The following is a 20,671-nucleotide window of genomic DNA, read 5'->3' on the forward strand; positions in this document are numbered from 1 at the left end:
TATATGCTGACACTAACAAATGCAAAAAATAATATGGATATTTCTGATTCCGGGATTTTTTCAAAAGACAGATTTTTATATCAACTGAATACCAATCGCACTAACTACTTTACGAGTGCCTTTACAGTTCGTATTTATTATCACATCGCTTTCTGGATCATGCTGTTTTTACTGACCGCTGTCTCCCAGGGGTATCTGACAGGTGCATTGAAATATAATATAATCTGTTTTGGTATAAGACTGCCCTTTATTGCAGCAGTAGTTTATTTTAATCTCTATCTCCTCTTGCCTTTGTTTTATTACAAGGGAAAACTCATTTTTTATGTAACATTATTTATTTTAAGCGCTTTGTTTACAAATGCTTTTAATCTGTTTATTTTCGGGATACTGATGAAGTCGGGCATACTCCCAACTGCTTTAAAAGCCGATTCCCAATTTACAGCCTTCAGTTTTATCGGTAAGGAGATTTTTATGATTACTGTAATGGTATTAACAACCGGAATTAAATTATCTAAAGATTATTTCCTGCAACGACAAAAAGCAGAAGAGATGGAAAGAGAACAGTTGACCACAGAACTTTCTTTCTTAAAATCACAATTGCAGCCTCACTTTTTTTTCAACACATTAAACAATCTGTATGCATTGACCTTAAAGAAATCTGACCTTGCCCCAGAAGTAGTTTTAAAATTATCAGATTTTATGAGTTACGTTTTATATGAAACAGATCAGGAAAAGACTTCTTTAAAAAAAGAAATCAGCTATATCCAAAATTTTATTGATTTGGAAAGTTTAAGATTCGGAGTAAGTCCTAAGGTCATTTTTGAAATTAATGCTCAATCAGAAGATATCTATTTACCACCTTTATTGCTATTGCCTTTTATTGAAAATAGTTTTAAACATAGCCCTAAAAGTGCTACAGCAAATATAGAGATAACGATTCAGCTTCAGATTTGTAAAAATGTACTTGATTTAACAGTTATCAATCCCTCTTCAGAGGTATTCAATCAAACAAAAAAAGGTGGTATCGGACTTCGAAATGTAAAGAGAAGACTTGACTTAACTTACGGGCAATCGTACACACTTTTTCAGGAACGAAAAAACAATCAATTCATAACTAAACTCCATATTCAATTATCATGATCAAATGTGTAATCATTGATGACGAACCACTCGCCATTGAAATAATACAAACTTATCTTGAAAGATTATCAGATTTTGAACTCTCAGCCTGTTTCACAAGTGCTGTGGATGCTTTAACTTATGTACAAAAAAACAAAATCGATCTTCTTTTCCTTGATATAGAAATGCCCTTGTTTAATGGTTTAGAATTTGCAAAAACTTTAAATTACAATCCTGCTATTATTATGACAACTGCTTACCGGGATTATGCTGTAGAAAGTTTCGAATTGAATGTTGTAGATTATTTACTAAAACCAATTGGTTTTCAGCGTTTTATAAGCGCCACTTCTAAAGTAATAAAAATCATATCTGAAATACCGCCGGCGACAGAAAAAACCGATTTATCAAATTTTACCGGTGAAGATGAAGATTTATGGGTAAAAGTGGATAAAAAATTAATCCGCATTGCTATAAATGATATTTTGTATATCGAAAGCCTAAAAGATTATGTAAGAGTAAAAACTAAAAACAGGGAATTAGTTACATATTCTTCATTAAATAAAATTTTAGAAAAACTTCCGGAATCTAAATTTTTACGTATTCATAAATCTTTTATTGCTGCCGTGAAAAAAATTGAAACTATAGAAGGCAACAGGGTCACCATAGATGGAAAGATACTACCATTGGGAAGGATTTTCAAGGAAGAACTGATCAAAAAAACTCAGGATTAACGGTTGATTTTTTGTTTTTTGCATCGTTACTTCAACCCTGTTTTAGCGGAAAGAAAAACTGAAAAGAATAAAAATGGTCAAATTTTTAATTCAGCATTAAATTCAATTTTTTCAAATGCTTCACCCACTTCCTTTTGATTCAACAATCGCATCATTACCTCCATTAATTTATCCCCCATAGCTTCCAGAGGCTGGGGAACGGCTATAATTGCAAGACTGTAAATTTTGAAAAGTTCATTATCATCAAAAGTAATAACGCCTAAACTTTGGATTAAATCCGGATTGCTTTCTTTGAAAACTTCCAATCCAGTCTTCGTGAGATGATTCGCTGCAAAAAACACAGCATCCAACTCGTTGTTGGTTTCAATAAATCTTCTGATGAGATCTTTTGATTTTTCATTAGTGATTTCCTGGTATGGAATTTTAAGAAAACAGGATTTTAAATTATGAGCCTTAATCGCTTTTTTATAGCCTGTTAAACGATCCTGTATCTGCATTTGATTCGAATCTGTGGTTATAAAAACGATGTTTTTATAATTATTTGAAATCAGATGATTCGTTGCATTAAAAGCTGCATCAAGGTTATTGAGCATAACACTATTACAATCCAAATCAGCAAAACAACGATCAAAAAGTATAACGGGTAAATTGTCCTCAATTAATTCTGCTATATTTTTTTTTATTCCCGGGGACGGGACAATTATAAAACCATCAACCTGTTTGCTTTTATGCAAATTGATAAGTTCAATTGATCTGGCATCTTGATTTTCATTACTGCAAAATACAACTCTGTAGCCGTTAGAATACGCAATTTCTTCGATAATTCTGGCCAATTTAGAGAAGAAATAATTAGAAATATCTTCTACCATAAAAACCAAGGTTTTGGTTTTTCCGGTTCTTAGGCTTTGTGCGATTTGGTTTGGCTTGTAATTTAACTTTTGGGCATAATCTAATACACACTGAGTGAGTTTTTTTGAAATATGCTTCTCTTTTGCTTTTCCGTTAAGAATAAAAGAAACAGTCGTTATAGAAATATTTAAATCCTTGGCAATTGTATTGATGGAAACAGATTTTTTTTTCATTTGAAAAGTTATAATTTGAAAAGAACACAGTTATTTTTTAATCCTAAACAAGGAAACTAAAAAAACGGTGGACAAAAACTCAGATCCACCGTTTAAAAACAAAATAAACAAATAAAAACTTCCTTTTTAACAGTAGCCAAAACCCGCAAAAGACTTTGATTACTTCATATTCAGCCAATCCGGATCATTCATCTGAAATGACTATATTATTATTTTAATCGACACTCTGTCCAAAAAATTCTTCAGCGTTATTTTCTTAAAAACAAATTGCATTTACCTCAATTTTGCTATATTTTCAAAAACTTCTTTAACTTTTTGGGTAACCCCGAATAATCTTTGTCTGCAATGATTTCTTAAGTTATTCATTGAGAGCCGATACCCACACAAGTCACACCGCATTGAACCAGCCCGTAAGATTTTCTTCACTTGGATTTACTGCTCCTGTAGGCATAATTAAAGTCCATGGTTGTGGTCTTTTTACTCCTTTGATAAACTCAGGTCCATATAGATAACCTGAAAAAAGCTTTACAATTTCGCATCCTAATTATTCTGCTTTTTGTAATCTCCGTTAAGTTGCCACTACAATGACTATAATACTTTCTATGGTTACAGACTATTGTGATATCTTCTCTTAAAACAGGGGTTACGATAAAGTTGGCTCCCAGTTTGATATACAATGAGGCCGAAGATACATCTATAACTGACCCTAATCCCATAATCATTTCGGTAACTCTTTGATGGCGTATTTTCTAAGCGCATCAAAGAGTTCATGACTAAAATTAACCATGGCGGTAAACTTCATTAAACTAGCCCCCTACGTCATTAGAAACTTTCAGCACGTTGAAAGTCTTATTCCAAATGTAGAATTTAAAGCATATGCTGACAATGTGCACTACAGCGTTTCAAATGTTTTTCCTATCTCAAACGTTTACACGATCGTTTTCGATAGATAGAAAATTTCTGTCTTCGAAAAACAAAATCAATCTAAAATGTCATGCCGGGAGTTAAAAGCCCGAAATGCAGTAAAGTAGAGGCTGTTTTAAAGTCAGGATTTATCAGACAAAAGCAGCGTTATTATTGTAATTTCACTTAAATCATGAAAGCCGAAAAGCAAAAAATAAAACAAAGAAAAATTACCAAACCACTATTATAGATATTGGTCAGGCAATGGGAATTTCGGCAACAACGGTAAGCTGCGCTTTAAGAAATCATCCGAATATAAGTCCGGCGACTATTCAGGCCTTAAAACAAGTAGCATTGGAAATGGAATACCGCCCAAATCTAATGTCAAGAAATTTCGCCAACAAACAAACTCAAACCATTGGGGTGATTATTCCGCATCTTCAGTCTACTTTTTTTTCTTCAATGCTTGGCGGAATTCAAAAGGTTGCTTCTAAAAATGGGTTTAAAGTAACTATCTGCCTTTCGAATGAAGATTACCAAACTGAATTGGAAAATGTATAGGCATTAATGGACAGCCCTGTTGACGGACTTTTGGTTTGTCATTCCGCAAGTACCACTGCATTTTGATTATATCGATAACTACAGCAAAAAGGAATTGCAATTATCAATGTCTACAGAATAAGCCCTTCGGCTAAAACATCAAAAGTTTTGGCAAAAATATAGAAGGTGCTGAAAAAGTCACCGAACATCTTTTACAACAGGGATACAAAAGATTCGGAATGATCCTGGTACCAAAATCTCTAACCATTACCGAAGAGCGCTTATTGGCTTAATTGAATATTTTAAAATCTTCTCTTACAATCTGTTTTGTCTTCCCCATGATATCCGAAGGATCTTATATTGACTTGGAAACTGTCGAAATATAATATTATTTTTTTCAAGGCATACCTTTAATAGTAATCGTTTTTTTCTTCAATAAATACAAATACAATAATTTGCGCAAATTTAATTTACGTTTGCGCAAATAAATAGCATTTTTTCCGAGATTTTTTATTGCATGTATAATTTTTTTATTTAATTTTCGCCAAATATCCAACAATACAAGTCTCTAAACTAAGTACTTAAATTTTAATTTAAAAGAATTCGACTTTCAAATTACAAATCCGAATTCTAAAGACTCATTGTTAATTTTATACATTACTAACTATAAACCAAATCATTTTTATGAAAAAAACACTAACCTTTATTAGTGTAAAAGTTTTCTTTTGCACTTTATCATGTATGCTGCTTTTTAATTTTAGCGCAAAAGCCCAAAACTACCAATTGGTATGGTCTGACGAGTTTAACGGCACTGGTGCTCCAGATCCCAAAAAATGGGGTTATGAATTAGGAGGAAATATCAGAAACAACGAGTTACAGTATTACACAACAAATTCTAATAACATAAAACAAAACAATGGAAATTTGGAAATTACGGTTGTTAAAGAAAATGTAGGCGGAAAAAATTATACTTCGGCAAGTGTAATTACTTTGAATAAAGCTGCCTGGACTTACGGAAAAATCGAAGGACGTTTTAAAATGCCAAAAGGTAAAGGATTATGGTCGTGTTTCTGGACATTAGGATCAAACTTTCCTCAAATTGGCTGGCCAAGGTGTGGTGAAATCGACATTTTCGAACATGTTAACAGCGAAACTGTAGCGCACGGTACGGCACATTGGGCAGGTGCCAATGAACTGCATGTGCAGGATGGAACTTCTTACACTGTTGATGTTACGCAATGGCATGTTTATTCGATAACCTGGGATGCTAACTATATCAAATGGTATGTCGATGATGTGCTTTACAAACAATTTAGAATTACAGATGGATATAATTATACTGCAGAGTACCATCTGCCTCAATATATTTTAATAAACCTGCCTATTGGTGGAAGCTGGCCGGGCGATCCTGACGCAACAACAGTTTTGCCGGCTACTATGTATTGCGACTATGTTAGGGTTTACAAAAATATAGACACTACTCAAAAAGCAATTACAGGTTTTTCAACTTCCCCAGCTAACCTAACATTAAACATAGGCAGCAGACAAGTTATCAATACAACATTTACACCTTCTGATGCAACAAACCAAATTGTAAACTGGACATCGAGCAATACTTCTGTAGCTATTGTAAATAATTGGGGAATGGTTACGGGAGTTAGCGCGGGAACTGCAGCAATAACTGGAACATCTTCCGACGGAAGAACCTCAACATGCTCTGTATCTGTTCAAATTTTTGCCAATGTCAATAAATTAGTCAATGGAAATTTTGACGCCAATACAACACCGACCCAAACACCCACAGGCTGGAACGAATGGGGAAGTGTCACAACTGCACAAACTTCTAATCTATCGCCACATTCTTCAAATTATAAAGGAACACAGTCAGGAGCGGCTCCTTTTGAGGTTGCTGTATCACAAACCTTAACCGCACTAGCCAATGGAAATTACACGATGAAAGCCTGGGTTAGAAGCTCCGGCGGACAAACTTGGGCAACCATGTATGCCAAAGGATATGGCGGAAGTGACCTAAGCTATTCTATAGCTTCGAGTATACCAAATTGGACACAAGTGCAGATCAACAATATTAAAGTTACCAATAATACCTGCGAAGTTGGTTTCTATCAATCAGGACTGGCTAATAATTTTATAGATTACGATGATGTCGAATTTTATCTTTCGCCTATTGCAATAACAGGATTTACATTTTCACAGGGCAGTATGACAATGCCTATTGGAAGCAGTAGGGTAATAAATACCGTTTTTTCCCCAAACAACGCAAGTAACCAAGGCGTAACCTGGACTTCAAGCAATACTGCTGTGGCGACAGTAAGCAATTTAGGAATCGTAAATGCAGTAAGTGCAGGTTCTACAATAATTACCGGAACAGCATCAGACGGTAAAACTGCAACATGTACAGTCTCTGTACAAAATTTGGTAAATGTAAATAAACTGGTAAACGGAAACTTTGATGCTAATACAACAGCGACCCAGACACCAACAGGCTGGACAGAATACGGACCGGGCATTGCAAATGCCCAAACTTCTGCAGATGCTCCGCATTCTCCAAATTACAAAGGAATTCAATGGGGAAATACTGAATTTGAGGTGTCCGTTTTTCAATCTCTTTCGGGAATCGTAAACGGAAATTATACCATGAAAGCATGGGTTCGCAGTTCAGGCGGACAAAGCACCGCCGTTATGTATGCCAAAAATTATGGGGCTGGTCCGATAGAATATCCTCTAAATACAAGTATCGCCACTTGGACAGAAGTACAAATAAATAATATATTAGTAACCAATAACAGCTGTGAACTGGGTTTTTATCAATATTCCGGGGCAGCTAATAAATGGCTAGATTACGATGATATTGAATTTTACCTTACTTCTGCTGTTTCTTCGAATGCCACACTTAGTTCAAAAAAAGTATCATCGGCTGTAAATGAAGATCAAAGTATATTAGGAGCTCAAAATTTTATGGCTTACCCAAATCCGGTAAGGTCAGATTCGCAGTTAAATATTACGTCAACTGACGCACTGCCTTTTGATGTTGTTCTTTCGGATATAAATGGTAGTATCGTGTATTCACAATTTATGAATACGGAAAACGCTGTAAAGATTCAGCTGCCAAATTTAAATAAAGGAATTTACTTTTTAAGAACTACAAATTCTACCAAAGCGAGAATTCAAAAAATAGTTGTGGAATAAACAAATGGTCATTCTACTGCGTGACTTTTAATCTTTTTATAAATGGATCAGCCACAGAAAAAAATTGAATGGTTCGGCTATAAAAAATTAATTAAAAAGTTGCGTAGTAGAATAATATAAATTAAAACATTTTGTATGAGCCACTTGATAAAACGATGATCTTGTTCTATAATATTGTTGAGATATTTACACTGTCGGGTTTTAATCTTTGAGAAAGAATACTTGTTATAGACTCTGATAGCGGCAATATTAGAGCCACTTTTATCAATATTAATCACTCTTGGCCTGTAGTTATTACCAAGTGCTTTAATTGGAAATGACTGCATGTTCATTCTCTGCCTTTTTCTGGTCAAAAGAAAATCTACTGTATTGCCTGATTTAATATTAAAAAAAATATTGGAAGCATGTTTTTTCTAAGTCTCTATTTTATGTACATGGACAATCAATTGATAGAATTACTACGAACAAGGAAGTAACTCGTATAGAAAATACTTTCTGCTGATAATATGCAGGGCAGGAGAACTTTTACTCCCAGTATTGACATCCCAATAGGTTAATATAAACCTAAATTTAAAATATACTGATGTTGTATAATAGATTTCGATTATCAATTACCTTTTAGTATTAATCGGTTTTAAGAATTTATATGGCGAAGATAAAATTAAGCTTTAAATAAGACAGAACCGAATAGCAAGCATATACATTTTAAAAATAAAGTGCAGGTAAAATAAAATTTAATTTTATTAATAAATTATATCTTAGTCGATAGAATTCATCCAGAATGTTACAGCTACTATTAAACGTTGAATTTCCGGTTTAACTTTATTAAACACTAAAACAAAAATATGCAAACAATTGGTCTTATCGGCGGAATTAGCTGGGTTTCAACAGTTGATTACTACAAATTAATTAATCAGGGGATTAATGAAAAATTGGGCGGGCTCAACTACTCTCAATGTCTCATATATTCGTTCAATTATGCGGATATTAAAAAAAACAATGACATAAACGATTGGGAAACAACTTTTAAAATGGTTTTAAAGGCCTGTAATGATTTAAAATTTTGTGGAGCAAAAGCGATTGTACTCTGTGCCAATACAATGCACTTTTTAGCAGACAGACTTGAAAATGAAATTGGTTTGCCAATTATTCATATTGCTACGGCCACTGCGACAGAAATTGAGAAAAAAAGATTAAAGAAAGTAGGCTTACTTGGGACAAAATTCACAATGGAACTTGATTTTTTTAAATCTAAATTGGCAGACAAAGGAATTGCAACAATTATTCCAAATGATGCGGATAGGGAATTTGTACATAATACAATTTTTGAAGAATTAGGAAAAGGTCTTGTAACTGCCGAAACAAAAAAAAGGTATTTAAAAATAATTGAGGAGCTTGTAGAAAACGGAGCTGAAGGGATTATTCTGGGTTGTACCGAAATCCCATTAGTTATTCATCAAAATGACGTTAAGGTGCCGGTATTTGACACGGCATTATTACATTCAAAAGCAGCGATTGAATTTCAATTAAGTTAAAAAAGTTACAAGCAACAACAATTTGGTAATAGTGAGGCTAAAGTAATTTGAAGTAAAATAAATATCTTTAATTCATATATTGATCTAATTATAAATAAATGATCACAATTTCAAAAGGAAACTAAACATTTCCATAAACTAATATTGATGAATAAGATATTCCACATATTCAAAGTTGACGAATTGGAAGCCAAAAAGATTTCTGACCAACCTGATGCGCCACATAATCACGATTTCGAAGAATTATTGATAGGATTAAATGGAGGACTAGAACATTTTATAGATTTTAATTCTACCAAAACCCTAGCCCCTTTTGTTAGTTTTATTACCAAAGGAAAAATGCACCGTATTATTCCTAGCATTTATAATGGTGAATGCGATATTTGGGTGATTCGTTTCAAAAGCGAATTTATTCCAGAAACCACGTTTCAGCTGTATTCTCTTTATCACAAACAAGCCAACCTAAAATTACAAAATGACAAACGTTTTCAAAGGTTTGTTGAACTCTGTAAAATGATGTTGGATGAAACAACTCAAGAAAATCCAAATTATGCAATCATAAAGCAGCTTCTAAGTGTTTTATTAACGATGATAGAAGCCGAAAGAAGAAAAATTGAATGGTCAAATGAATCTCAACAAAAAACTCAACACATTTCATTTGGAAACTTTCTTAAAATTCTTGAAGAAAATTATAAAAGCCCCGTTGGGGTTGAATTTTATGCCGAAAAGTTGTTTATGTCTTCCCGAAACCTAAATCTAATTTGCCATACTATTTTAGAACAAAGTGTTTTTGAAATCATAGAAACACGTAAGCTTATTGAAGCTAAAAATTTATTGATTTCAACTGAAAAAACAATTTCTGAAATAGCTTATGAATTAGGATATAATGAAAATTCATACTTCTCCAATGTATTCAAAAAGAAGTCTGGGCAATCACCAACCGAGTTTAGAGAAGAAATGAAAAACAGACTTATTTCCTAAATCTACAATTCAATTACCGAATATTGTATTAAATAAAGTGGGCCTCGTCTCTATCTTTGCATTGTTAATTTACTGGTAACCAATTAAAAAAAATATGAAAACAAAAAAAGCAATTTACGCAATCATACTTGCCTTCGCACTAACAACTTTTATAAGTTGTAAAAAAGAAGCTAATACTGATTCTGAAAGTCAAGCAACAATTACATCTCTACAAAAACAAATTACAGAACTAACTGCTAATAGTACTTTGGTAAATGAAAATTTAATAAAATTTGACACGCTTGATTATACCGTTTTTTCAAATCAAGAATGGACAAGATTACACGAAAGTCACGCCAAAAACATTAAAGTAAATTGGCCCGATGGTCATTTCACAACTGGTATCGAAAAACATATTGAAGATTTGAAAGCAATGTTTGTATATGCGCCAGATACGAGAATTAAACAACATCCTATCCGTTTTGGTTCTGGACAATATACCGCAGTAGCAGGAATAATGGAAGGAACTTTTACAAAACCAATGCCTATTGGAGAGGGAAAATTCATTCAACCCACAGGAAAAAGTTTTAAACTGCCAATGGCTACCATCGGAATATGGAAAAATGGTGTAATGATTGAAGAATTTTTGTATTGGGACAATAAAACCTATATGGATCAAATTGGTCTTGGAAAATAATTTCAATAAAAAATTATAGTTAAATTTAAAACAATATGAAAATATCAGGAACAAAAATTGTTGAATGGTTTATACGTATCGCTCTTAGTGTTGGTCTTTTATCAGCTGTTGCCGATAGATTTGGATTTTGGAGTAAAGAACTTTCGGCTTGGGGAAACTGGGAAAGTTTTTTGGCTTACACACAAAAAATAAATCCAATGTTTCCTCCATCATTAATTCCATTTTTAGGAGGATTAGCTACTATTTTAGAAATAGCATTTGCAATAGGGCTACTTTCTACTTTTAAAACCACATTTTTTGCCAAGGCAACAGGCTTTTTACTTTTATTATTTGGATTGTCAATGGCATTTTCAACTAATATAAAAGCACCACTTGATTATTCCGTATTTTGTGCATCTGCTGCAGCGTTTTCATTAGGTATAATAGCGAAAAGAAATTGATTAAATAAAAAAACGTTAGAATAAAAGTTATTTAAAAAAATATACACATATTCACTCAATAATTTAATTTTAAAACCAAATCATAAATTTAAAAAATAAAAAATGATCACAATTTCAAAAGAACAAAATGCATTAACTTTAGTTAGTCTTTTTACAGTAGCACCAGAAAAACAAGATGAATTAATCAATTTACTTGTTTCTTGCACCGACGAGTTTATTGCGAGTTGCCCAGGGTTTATTTCCGCAACTTATCATAAAAGTTTAGACGGAAACAATGTAGCACTTTATGCTCAATACGAAAATATGGAAGCTTTTCAAGGAGTGATTAATAGCGAAGGTGGAAAAAGGATGATAACTGAGGGCAGTAAAATTGCCTTGTCGTCTCAGCGTTTTTTGTGTACTGTTTTTGATACAAGAGAAGCAAACTCTAAATAATTTCACTGAATTTAAAAGATCAACTAAGGGACATTAAACACTATTTCTGTTCAAAAATCATTGCTGAAGTTAATGACCAGTACGTAAAAGTTGCCAAAATTAAAGGGCTAGAAGTTCCCTGGCATAATAAGGAATATGCCATAGCTAATGAAACTGCATACTCTTTTTCGGATATAGCTGAAATTCTTTCGGAAATTACTGGTAAAGAGGTTAATTATCACAAACCAGACAGTAAAACATATATAGAACAATTGGTGAATGCAGGAGTTCCAGAAGGTAATGCTGCTTTTTTTGCCACTTTTGCAGAAGCTATTAAAAATGGAGAATTTGATACAAATCGAAGTGAGGTAGAAATGTTGTTAGGCAGAAAGCCAATTTCTCTAAAAGAATTTCTAAAAACTATTTACGGAAAATAAAATATGTCATAGATTTTAAAATTCAAAGCCGTCATTTTGATAAAAAATTTTCATATATAAAAATCATATGACGGTAAATAAAATAAATAATTATGACAAAATTAGATAGACCTGCGTTAATACTTATTGACATCCAAAAGGCACAGGAATTACAGAATAATCCATTTAAAGTCAATATGGTTTGACCGGGTTATCCCCAAACTGACTTTACAGGACATCAAGGCACAAGTACACCAGAAGAAGCAGGGAAACGTATTGTTAAATATGCTACTATTGATGAAAATGGTCCAACCGGAAAATTTATCAGTGAAGAATATTTTCCTGAACCAGCAAGTTGCCCTCTGTAAAAATATAGGCAAACAAAAATTCTGCCTATAAAAAAGGTTGTCGAAACTTTATGCGTAATGCTGTGAGCAAACCTTCAAACTATGCCAAACCTTGTCTAAAAAAACAAGAAATTGTATTGCAATAATCTTTTTTGCCATTTGACAAATTAAAACAAATTTAAATTAATGACCTTTATCGCTATGGATAATTTAATAAACTACTTACTGCAATTTGGTCAACTAAATCAACAACAAATCGATTTAATTAAAAGTAAAGCGAAAGTTTTGGAACTAAAAAAAGACGAGTATTTTTCTGAAGCTGGGAAAATACCCAAAAGGGTTGCTTTTATTGACACAGGAATTTTACGGGTTTGCTATTACAACAGCAAAGGCGAAGAAATAACAAAATACTTTATTGACAAACATAATTTTGCAGTTGACATAAACAGTTTTAACCAAAAAATACCATCATCAGAATATGTACAAGCCATCACAGATTGTTCACTTTTAATCCTTTCAACGGATGCATTAACGGAATTGTCTTTAACGATTATCGGTTGGGACAATATAATTAGTCAAATTACCTCTAAAGCACTAATAGAGAAAGTAAATAAATTAAGTCCGATGCTATCCGAAGATGCGACTACACGCTATCAGGAATTTTTAGATAAATTCCCAACCCTTGCTAATAGAATACCACTATCTTATTTGGCTTCTTATTTGGGAATTACCCAATCTTCATTAAGTAGAATTAGAAAAAACATTCGCTAAATCGTTTTTTTTTGCCAAATGGCAAATAATTTCATTTTTAATTGAGGCAATTTTGCATCATAAACTAAAAATATAAAAAATGAAATCAATTATTATTACAGGAGCCAATAGCGGAATTGGTTTTAAGTGCGCCTTACAAATGGCAAAAATCGCAACAAACGAGCAAATAATTTTAGCTTGCAGAAATGTACAAGCAGGAAACGAAGCAATTCAAATAATCAAGAATAAAACAGGACATCAAAATTTGAAATGTTTACAATTAGATTTGGCTTCACTAAAATCTATCCGTCAATTTGCTAGTACTTTTAGTAAAGAAAAAGAACCTGTAATTTCAGCTTTAGTAAACAATGCAGGCATACAAAATATTGGTGAAACAGAATATACGGCTGACGGATTTGAAATCACTTTTGGAACAAATCATCTAGGTCCATTCGCGTTGACACAATTACTTTTACCATTTATGGATAATAATGCAAGTATAACCTTTACTGCAAGTGATACTCACGACCCATTACAAAAAACAGGAATAGAACCACCTGTTTATAAAAGTGCCAATGAGCTGGCTTATCCAAAGGAAACCAATGAAAAGAAAACGACAACAGGACAAAGAAGGTATTCAACATCAAAATTATCAAATGTACTCACGGTTTACAGCTTACAACAAAAATTAGCTAATACAAAAATTAGGGTTAATGCTTTTGATCCCGGACTTACTCCAGGAACAGGACTTGCAAAAAATTATCCTGCGATTTTGAGATTTGTATGGAAAAACATCATGCCCTCAATGACGCTTTTTAAGCGAAATACCAACACACCGTCAAAATCAGGAACTCGATTAGCCAACCTTGCGTTTTCTAAAGAATTTAGCAATTTGAAAGGAATTTATTTTTCAGATGGCAAAGTAGTGAAATCTTCTGTTGATTCTTAATAATTTGGAGTTTCAAAAAAATCTTTGGGAAACAAGTTTAAAATTAACAAATATAAAAGAGTGATTTAAAATAAAATAACCTTATTTACACACAAAAAAAAATATAAGCTCTAAAGCACGGTTTACATTATTTTCCAATTTAACAATATCAATAAAAAAAAATGAAATTAGCAAACAACAAAATTTTAATTACTGGTGGTGCTACCGGTATCGGTTTAGGATTGACGGAAAGATTTATCAGCGAAAACAATACAGTTATTATTTGTGGACGCAGGGAAACTGCACTAAAAGAAGTGGCAGAAAAATTTCCTTCCGTTATCACAAAAGTATGTGATCTGGAAGGTGAAGAAGGCCGCAATGAATTATATGAATGGGTTGCAGCAAATCATTCCGACTTAAATGTGCTTGTAAACAATGCGGGCGTTCAAAACTGGATGAATGTGTCTGACGATGACTTTTATGAAAGGGCTAAAACGGAAGTGGACATAAACATTTTGGCACCTATCCATCTTACAAAACTCTTTTTAAGTATTCCTTCATTAAATACAATAATCAATGTATCATCAGGACTTGCGTTTACACCATTTTCCAAAGTGCCGGTATATTGCGGTACGAAGGCTTTTACAAGGTCTTTCACAATTTCTTTACGCCATCAGCTAAAAGACAAAAATATAGAAGTAATAGAATTGATACCGCCTGCAATAAACACAGCATTGGGCGGACAAGTAGTTCACAAAGGCTTACCTGAAGTGAGCGATTTTGTGGCATCAATATTTGAGCAATTGAAAGAAGGCAAAACCGAACTGACCTTTGGCAGCAGCGAAACAAGAGCCAAAGCGAACAACGAAACAATTTCAGAGTACCTGAAGCTGCTTAATCCATAGTTATTGAAAATTATATCCATTTTGCTTACCAGTCTGCCATTGCAACAGGATTGATTGTCGGCATTGTGTACTTAGCAACATATACGGTAAACTATTAAAATATTATATTATGAATTTAAAAGATCAACTAGAAGACGTTAAAGACTACTTCTCTCCAAAAATCATTGCTGAAGTTAATGACCAATATGTAAAAGTTGCCAAAATTAAAGGTCAAGAAGTTCCTTGGCATAATCACGAAAACGAAGATGAACTATTTTACATTATAGAAGGTGAACTTTTAATGGAAATTGAAAATAAAGCTAATCTAACTATGAAATCTGGAGATATGTTTGTAGTCCCAAAAGGTATTAATCATAGAGTTTCATCTATTGAAGAATGCTCAATTATGTTGATAGAAACCAAAACAACAAAACATACGGGAGAAGTTAAGTCTGCAATAACAAAATCAATCGAACAACAGTCTTATTAAATTTGTTATTTATCATTCTGTTTTCAATACATTTTCTTTGCCCCAATTTGCCATATCATTTAATATTGGTGCCAAACTATTTCCCAAATCTGGAATTCATACAAGAGTAGGAAACTGAAACAAGCTTGAAATTAACAAGTATAGAAGACTAAAACAAATTTTACACCATTAGAGTTTAGAAATTCTTTTAATTAGCTTGTATGTAATTCATTTTGAACACAAATATCTTTTATTTGGACACAGCCAAATTTATTAAACTGCTGACCTTTGTACTTCACAATTAAATAAATAGAAAAAATGAAGTACAAAACTTTAGGGAATACAGGGTTAAAAGTTTCAACCATTTGTTTAGGTACAATGAATTATGGCGGAAAAGGATTTTTTGGTTATATGGGCAATCTTGACCAAAAAGAAGTGGACGAACAAATCAAAACGGTAACAGAGGCAGGTGTTAATTATATTGACACTGCAAACATTTATTCCGAAGGACTTTAGGAAGTAATGATTGGTCAAGCTATAAAAAACCTTGGTATCAACAGAGACGATTTGGTTTTGGCAACAAAAGTTAGAGGAACAATGGGTAAAAGCCAGAACGACCTCGGGCTTTCAAAAAAGCATGTCATTCAACAAGTGGATGCCAGTCTAAAAAGATTAGGTACAGATTATATTGATTTATATCAAATTCATACAGCAGACCCATTAACTCCAATAGAGGAAACTATTCGAACTTTAGATGATTTGGTGCGAAGTGGTAAGATTAGATACTTTGGTGCAAGTAACATTGCAGCTTGGCAACTAATGAAAGCGTTGTCTTATTCTAAATACAATCATTTAGACAGTTTTTCTTCGTTACAGGCAAATTATTCATTAGATGTGAGGGATGCAGAAAGAGAATTAGTTCCATTATTATTAGACCAAAAAGTTGGAATGATGATCTGGAGTCCTTTAAGTGGTGGTTTGCTTACTGGAAAATACAAAAGAGATGGACAAAAAGAAGAAGGGCGTTTAAATAATTTTCCTTTTCCATCTTTTCACGAAGAAAGAGCTTATGATGTTTTAGACGTTTTAACGCCAATGGCAGAAGAAAAAAATACAACTATTGCACAATTGGCATTGGCTTGGACTTTAAACCAACCTGTAGTAACAAGTGTGATCATTGGAGCAACAAAACAGCATCAGTTAGAGGATAATTTAAAAGCAATTGATGTGGTTTTTACAGAAGAAGAATTAGCACAACTGGATGAAGTAAGCAAATTACCAGGCGAATATCCGGGCGGTGTTTTAGAAGTAATGACACAAGACCGAAGTGCATCTGGGAGTAATTTTTTAAATGCTTAAATTTATAGATTTTTAAATGCAGACAGTATTTGAAAACTGTCTGCGAATTTTAAAATATGAAAAATTCTGAGCAAAATATCATCAAAATAAGTTCGATAAAAGAGCTACATACTTTCAATGGTTTGCCATAGACATGATGTCTATCATAGTATAAAGAATAAAAACAAGTCATTTGAATAAAAGAATCAGATCTAATACAATAGACTACAAGCGATCAATTAAAATCTATTGAAATAGAATATTTTAAATATATTCGTGCTAACCGTTGGGTTAATGTATTCTTTGAGATAAGTAAAAAAGGTCAAACAAAAACGATCCTTATATCTATAATTTTTTATTTGTTGTTACTTTGTTTTATTAGCTAAAAACTTGTACCTCATTTGTATTTCATGGTTGGAAAAACCTTATAAATAAAGGAATATTACTTTCTGTATCGAAAAAATTAAGGTTCATTTTTTAATAATAATTTTTTAATCTTTCAATAGTTTATATTTCAAAATAGTGAGGCTTATTTTTATTATTCAAAAAAGTTATCCTAATTTTTCAAAATCAAATTTAAGATGCGCATTCAATAATACTAGCATAATCATCAATATTTGAATGCTTCCCGCTACAAAGAATCATCAAAAATTAAATTATTAATAATCGAAAAATAATGATATATTTACAAACAAATTATTCAGAATAATATCACTGAATAAGAGTCTGTTAAACATAAAAACAAAGCTGTTTTTGAAATAAATAAACAGTAAAAAAGCAACAATTGTAATTCAGGTGCAGAATCGGTGCACTTAGGTTTAAGACATTATAAAAACGTAACATAGAAACGGGTTTGAACGATTAAGTTCGAATCCTGCTCTACTCTATCCAGCTTTTACACATCAAGTTGATCCAAAAATACCTATTAAATAATAAAAAAATGTATATTTATTCTATTAAAATTTCAGAAGTATCCCTGAAATAATCAGCATTGCATTACCTATATTAACTGGGTCTAAAGAAGAATTCGAATCCCTAATTATCCGTTGAAAATTTCCTATCTAATAATCAACAAAATTTGTGTATTACTGACCTAATTATTCATGAAACCACAATATGAATTTTTCACTATGATCTAATAGAATGACAATAAGTATTCTTCCTGGCTATAATCCATCTATTTATTTCGATTATGATTATATTTCAATACTTCTGATTCGATTTCCTGTATTGTTTTCTTTTTCCCTTTAGAAATCCATTCTAAAAGCTCTTCTTCAAAAAAATACAGCTTTTTACCATACTTATAACACGGGATTTTTCTTTGCCTTACAAGAGCGTAAATTGTAGGCTTTGCTTTTCCTATTAACCGGCTTACTTCTTCAATACCAATAGGAACACTTTTTTCTTTAGATTCATATACTTGTACATTCTGAATCATAAGTTTAATCTCGGCAATTTCAATCGCTAATTGTGCTACTGCTTTGGGCAGGTTCTCAAATGAGATTTCATTTATGTCCATAACTATCGTTTTTAATTGTTATAGAGCAAATGAAAAAAGTGTTTTCACTGTGTCCTAAGCCACAACAAAAACACTTAAAAAACACAGTGCATTTCTAATTACTGATAATTAGAAATAAGTAAAGTCTTCCATAATTTTTATAATGCCTTTTTGATCATCATCTTTCAGATGCGTTTTAATGCTGTTCTCTTCAACATCCTTTAAGGATTCCGCAAAAGTTAATTTTAAAAATTGTGCGATACTGTCCTGTTTTCCTACTTTAAAACAATTCCAGATATTCCAGCCAAAATGATACAAATCGAGATTTGACAAATCTTTTACTTTTACCTGTTTAATATTTTCAAAATTTATCTCTTCAGCATATATTATTATATTCCTGCACAATTGTTTCAAATCATCATCTGCAGCATATATGGCAAATTTTTCCTGCGTATAACGAATTACAATATCAATTCTGGCTTGTTTTTGATTTTTGATTACATTTTGCTGCTGCTCTCTTATCTGTTCAATATATCTGGCTGAATTTTTATTTTCAGACAATTCGGGTTTAATTAAAGTATCCTGACGCTCCTCTTCGATCTTTTCAAGGTCTTCACTTGGAATATGGTTTTCAGGCGATTCATTTTTTTTAACCTTCAAAAAACGATTCAGTACGCGAGCGGCCAATTCGTTTAGAAATAAACTTAGAATTGCAAACATTAAAATTCCAAATCCAGTGCTGATCCAAAAAAAAGCGCCGGCTGTATACTCATCCGCACCTTTTTCCAGCAGCACCAGTCTTCCTATTATGCCGACAAAAACACATACTAAAAAAACAGACAGGTAAATAACAATATATTCAAAGTATTTTGTTTTCATTGCGGCTTGTTCTTTAAAGATTCCAATTGTATTGCCTGCGAAGCTTTATTTTTCTTCTCGTCCACTACTTTTGCATAGATTTCAGTAGTTTTTACGTTGGTATGTCCCAGCATTTTACTGACCGTATAAATGTCTGTCCCGCTCGATAACTGCAGTGTTGCAAATGTATGGCGGAAGCAGTGGAAGGTAATATTTTTTTTAATGCCAGCAGATTCAACCCATTTTTTCAGAGGGCGCGAAATCCACGATGGGTCCGGCAGATCCTCAAAAACAAGCTGCGCGGGAAGCCTCGGTTCTCCGCAGAGCTGCAAAGCCTGCTGAGAAATAGGCATATATTCAACGCCCTTTGTCTTTTTCTGCGTAAAATGCAGTTTAGCCATACCATCTTCCAGACTAATCTCTTTCCAGCGGAGCTTCTGAATGTCGGAATGCCTCAGTCCTGTAAGCGCTGAGAAAAGTGCGGCTCTTTTAAGGACGTCTTTTTCACATGGTGTTGATACCAGTGTATTCAATTCTTCAATGGTCAGATATTCACGTCTTGACTCCTGCTCCGGGATGCCTTTTATTTTTGAAGATAAATCAACTGTTAGATATCCCTCGATAAAGGCCTGTTTTAAAGCCGCTTTAAATATGGAAAAATAGGTACCCGCAGTGTTGCGGGAAATGGTTCCTTTTTTGCCTCCTCCGAGTGGAGCACCTAGCAGAAATAGTTTAAAATCTTCCGCCATTCTGCTGTCAATCTGAGAAAACATAAGGCTGCCTTTCGAATAGCTTTTTAAAAATTCTTTGGACCGCTCCCAATTGATCTGAATAGATTTCGAACTTCGGGCATGTCTTTTAGCTGCAGTGGCAGAAATATATCTAATAAAATCCTCTTTTCCTTTTTCTTTTTGTTCAGCCAATAGGTTCTCAGCATCACTGTACAAATCTGTGTTATCGTATTCTTTCTGCCGAATTTTACGCACTCCGTCAGCATACAGCATAATTTCACGGTCGTTTTCGCTTCTGCAGATTATAATTCCGTTATCGCTGCGTCTGGGTTTGTACGACTTTGATCCAGCTGCATCTGTCCGGGCAGTTCTTTTTTTGTCCCACTCCACTGTTGTTACGGATCGGTTTATATATTCACGGATTCTCTGGGGAGCTTTCTTTTCGGAAATCTCTACAGGATAGCTTTCTATGTAAACATACCATTCTTTTCGGTCTTCTGCTTTTCGAAGACGCACAGTCACCTTGGTTTTTGCTAATTGCTTCATATAAAATCATTTCCGTTATACAAGTTGTCAATTTCCATTTTGGGGGCATATACGTACTTTCCGATCTGTCTGGTAGGGATTGAATATTTCCTGATATGATTGTAGACAGAACCTTCAGAAATTTGAAATCTTTCAGCTATTTCGCCGATAGAATGCAAATTCCGGTTATATTGATCACCCCATTCCGTTTTAAAGTGAGCACCTGATTCCAGTTCAAAATGACCACCTAATTCCGGTGCAAAGTGAGCACCTCCGTTTTGATTAAAAACTATATTTTT

The 20,671-nt window shown here is 33.2% G+C and carries 20 protein-coding genes and 2 pseudogenes; 15 read left to right on the plus strand and 7 right to left on the minus strand.

The window, feature by feature from the left end:
- Positions 1-3: 3 nt before the first annotated feature.
- Positions 4-1,140, plus strand: coding sequence for a sensor histidine kinase (locus D0817_RS23560; RefSeq protein WP_127340797.1), 1,137 nt, complete (start codon positions 4-6; stop codon positions 1,138-1,140).
- The gene (locus tag D0817_RS23565) at positions 1,137-1,850 is read left to right on the plus strand and encodes a LytR/AlgR family response regulator transcription factor (RefSeq protein WP_202866507.1); all 714 of its coding nucleotides are present in this window, start codon (positions 1,137-1,139) and stop codon (positions 1,848-1,850) included. The genes D0817_RS23560 and D0817_RS23565 overlap by 4 nt, the downstream gene beginning before the upstream one ends.
- A 77-nt stretch (positions 1,851-1,927) precedes the next feature.
- On the opposite strand, the gene D0817_RS23570 is transcribed toward D0817_RS23565, so the two are convergent.
- Together D0817_RS23570 and D0817_RS26305 are read right to left on the minus strand one after the other, a co-directional pair.
- Positions 1,928-2,932: a LacI family DNA-binding transcriptional regulator gene (locus tag D0817_RS23570; RefSeq protein WP_127340799.1), complete on the minus strand. Its 1,005-nt coding sequence runs from the start codon at positions 2,930-2,932 to the stop codon at positions 1,928-1,930.
- A 365-nt stretch (positions 2,933-3,297) separates the two neighbouring features.
- A pseudogene (locus D0817_RS26305) lies at positions 3,298-3,746 on the minus strand (beta/alpha barrel domain-containing protein); the annotation flags it as partial.
- A gap of 341 nt (positions 3,747-4,087) precedes the next feature.
- Between D0817_RS26305 and D0817_RS23575 the strand changes: the two are divergent.
- Both D0817_RS23575 and D0817_RS23580 read left to right on the plus strand, forming a co-directional pair.
- Positions 4,088-4,396, plus strand: coding sequence for a LacI family DNA-binding transcriptional regulator (locus D0817_RS23575; protein ID WP_262708243.1), 309 nt, complete (start codon positions 4,088-4,090; stop codon positions 4,394-4,396).
- A gap of 663 nt (positions 4,397-5,059) precedes the next feature.
- Positions 5,060-7,582 (plus strand): Ig-like domain-containing protein, encoded by a 2,523-nt coding sequence (locus tag D0817_RS23580; RefSeq protein WP_127340801.1) that lies wholly within the window; start codon positions 5,060-5,062, stop codon positions 7,580-7,582.
- A gap of 77 nt (positions 7,583-7,659) precedes the next feature.
- Here the strand turns inward: D0817_RS23580 and D0817_RS26570 are convergent, their stop codons facing one another.
- Entirely contained in the window at positions 7,660-7,977 is a 318-nt protein-coding gene (locus D0817_RS26570) for a DDE-type integrase/transposase/recombinase (protein ID WP_127340812.1), read from the minus strand.
- 450 nt (positions 7,978-8,427) lie between these two features.
- Between D0817_RS26570 and D0817_RS23590 the strand changes: the two genes are divergently transcribed.
- The 11 genes and pseudogenes from D0817_RS23590 to D0817_RS23640 all read left to right on the plus strand — a co-directional run bounded on the left by D0817_RS23590 (position 8,428) and on the right by D0817_RS23640 (position 16,781).
- Positions 8,428-9,117, plus strand: a complete 690-nt coding sequence (locus D0817_RS23590) for an aspartate/glutamate racemase family protein (RefSeq protein WP_127340802.1) — start codon at positions 8,428-8,430, stop codon at positions 9,115-9,117.
- Between the two features lie 147 nt (positions 9,118-9,264).
- Positions 9,265-10,098: a helix-turn-helix domain-containing protein gene (locus tag D0817_RS23595; protein WP_127340803.1), complete on the plus strand. Its 834-nt coding sequence runs from the start codon at positions 9,265-9,267 to the stop codon at positions 10,096-10,098.
- A 94-nt stretch (positions 10,099-10,192) separates the two neighbouring features.
- Positions 10,193-10,774 carry an ester cyclase gene (locus D0817_RS23600; RefSeq protein WP_127340804.1) on the plus strand — a complete coding sequence of 194 codons (582 nt, stop codon included), beginning with the start codon at positions 10,193-10,195 and terminating at the stop codon, positions 10,772-10,774.
- A 35-nt stretch (positions 10,775-10,809) separates the two neighbouring features.
- Entirely contained in the window at positions 10,810-11,214 is a 405-nt protein-coding gene (locus D0817_RS23605) for a DoxX family protein (protein WP_127340805.1), read from the plus strand.
- A gap of 102 nt (positions 11,215-11,316) precedes the next feature.
- Positions 11,317-11,649 (plus strand): antibiotic biosynthesis monooxygenase family protein, encoded by a 333-nt coding sequence (locus D0817_RS23610; RefSeq protein ID WP_127340806.1) that lies wholly within the window; start codon positions 11,317-11,319, stop codon positions 11,647-11,649.
- 251 nt (positions 11,650-11,900) lie between these two features.
- Positions 11,901-12,065 (plus strand): hypothetical protein, encoded by a 165-nt coding sequence (locus tag D0817_RS25750; RefSeq protein WP_193555370.1) that lies wholly within the window; start codon positions 11,901-11,903, stop codon positions 12,063-12,065.
- A 527-nt stretch (positions 12,066-12,592) separates the two neighbouring features.
- Positions 12,593-13,162, plus strand: a complete 570-nt coding sequence (locus D0817_RS23620) for a Crp/Fnr family transcriptional regulator (RefSeq protein WP_127340813.1) — start codon at positions 12,593-12,595, stop codon at positions 13,160-13,162.
- 79 nt (positions 13,163-13,241) lie between these two features.
- Positions 13,242-14,090 (plus strand): SDR family NAD(P)-dependent oxidoreductase, encoded by an 849-nt coding sequence (locus D0817_RS23625; protein ID WP_202866508.1) that lies wholly within the window; start codon positions 13,242-13,244, stop codon positions 14,088-14,090.
- Between the two features lie 161 nt (positions 14,091-14,251).
- A complete protein-coding gene (locus tag D0817_RS23630) occupies positions 14,252-14,974 on the plus strand; it encodes an SDR family oxidoreductase (protein WP_127340807.1) in 723 nt (240 codons plus the stop codon).
- A 109-nt stretch (positions 14,975-15,083) separates the two neighbouring features.
- On the plus strand, positions 15,084-15,443 hold the full coding sequence (locus D0817_RS23635) for a cupin domain-containing protein (protein ID WP_127340808.1): 360 nt from the start codon (positions 15,084-15,086) through the stop codon (positions 15,441-15,443).
- 297 nt (positions 15,444-15,740) lie between these two features.
- Positions 15,741-16,781, plus strand: a pseudogene (locus tag D0817_RS23640) (aldo/keto reductase).
- A gap of 1,156 nt (positions 16,782-17,937) precedes the next feature.
- On the opposite strand, the gene D0817_RS23645 reads toward D0817_RS23640, so the two are convergent.
- The 4 genes from D0817_RS23645 to D0817_RS26310 form a co-directional block, all read right to left on the minus strand.
- Positions 17,938-18,279, minus strand: coding sequence for a helix-turn-helix domain-containing protein (locus D0817_RS23645; RefSeq protein ID WP_127340809.1), 342 nt, complete (start codon positions 18,277-18,279; stop codon positions 17,938-17,940).
- Positions 18,280-18,387: 108 nt separating this feature from the next.
- Positions 18,388-19,137 carry a hypothetical protein gene (locus D0817_RS23650; RefSeq protein ID WP_127340810.1) on the minus strand — a complete coding sequence of 250 codons (750 nt, stop codon included), beginning with the start codon at positions 19,135-19,137 and terminating at the stop codon, positions 18,388-18,390.
- Positions 19,134-20,393 carry a site-specific integrase gene (locus D0817_RS23655; protein ID WP_127340811.1) on the minus strand — a complete coding sequence of 420 codons (1,260 nt, stop codon included), beginning with the start codon at positions 20,391-20,393 and terminating at the stop codon, positions 19,134-19,136. Before D0817_RS23655 ends, D0817_RS23650 begins: the two co-directional genes overlap by 4 nt.
- The coding region (locus tag D0817_RS26310) for a helix-turn-helix domain-containing protein (RefSeq protein ID WP_238160938.1) at positions 20,390-20,671 on the minus strand (282 nt) is incomplete at its 5' end. The genes D0817_RS26310 and D0817_RS23655, both read right to left, overlap by 4 nt.

The organism is Flavobacterium cupreum, from assembly GCF_003996965.1.
Taxonomy (GTDB): domain Bacteria; phylum Bacteroidota; class Bacteroidia; order Flavobacteriales; family Flavobacteriaceae; genus Flavobacterium; species Flavobacterium cupreum.

Bases quoted from the DNA above. Each gene is read 5' to 3' on its own strand.
- D0817_RS23560 (WP_127340797.1), top strand. From the start codon at position 4: ATGCTGACACTAACAAATGCAAAAAATAATATGGATATTTCTGATTCC.
- D0817_RS23565 (WP_202866507.1), top strand. From the start codon at position 1,137: ATGATCAAATGTGTAATCATTGATGACGAACCACTCGCCATTGAAATA.
- D0817_RS23570 (WP_127340799.1), bottom strand. From the start codon at position 2,932: ATGAAAAAAAAATCTGTTTCCATCAATACAATTGCCAAGGATTTAAAT.
- D0817_RS23580 (WP_127340801.1), top strand. From the start codon at position 5,060: ATGAAAAAAACACTAACCTTTATTAGTGTAAAAGTTTTCTTTTGCACT.
- D0817_RS23590 (WP_127340802.1), top strand. From the start codon at position 8,428: ATGCAAACAATTGGTCTTATCGGCGGAATTAGCTGGGTTTCAACAGTT.
- D0817_RS23595 (WP_127340803.1), top strand. From the start codon at position 9,265: ATGAATAAGATATTCCACATATTCAAAGTTGACGAATTGGAAGCCAAA.
- D0817_RS23600 (WP_127340804.1), top strand. From the start codon at position 10,193: ATGAAAACAAAAAAAGCAATTTACGCAATCATACTTGCCTTCGCACTA.
- D0817_RS23605 (WP_127340805.1), top strand. From the start codon at position 10,810: ATGAAAATATCAGGAACAAAAATTGTTGAATGGTTTATACGTATCGCT.
- D0817_RS23610 (WP_127340806.1), top strand. From the start codon at position 11,317: ATGATCACAATTTCAAAAGAACAAAATGCATTAACTTTAGTTAGTCTT.
- D0817_RS23620 (WP_127340813.1), top strand. From the start codon at position 12,593: ATGGATAATTTAATAAACTACTTACTGCAATTTGGTCAACTAAATCAA.
- D0817_RS23625 (WP_202866508.1), top strand. From the start codon at position 13,242: ATGAAATCAATTATTATTACAGGAGCCAATAGCGGAATTGGTTTTAAG.
- D0817_RS23630 (WP_127340807.1), top strand. From the start codon at position 14,252: ATGAAATTAGCAAACAACAAAATTTTAATTACTGGTGGTGCTACCGGT.
- D0817_RS23635 (WP_127340808.1), top strand. From the start codon at position 15,084: ATGAATTTAAAAGATCAACTAGAAGACGTTAAAGACTACTTCTCTCCA.
- D0817_RS23645 (WP_127340809.1), bottom strand. From the start codon at position 18,279: ATGGACATAAATGAAATCTCATTTGAGAACCTGCCCAAAGCAGTAGCA.
- D0817_RS23650 (WP_127340810.1), bottom strand. From the start codon at position 19,137: ATGAAAACAAAATACTTTGAATATATTGTTATTTACCTGTCTGTTTTT.
- D0817_RS23655 (WP_127340811.1), bottom strand. From the start codon at position 20,393: ATGAAGCAATTAGCAAAAACCAAGGTGACTGTGCGTCTTCGAAAAGCA.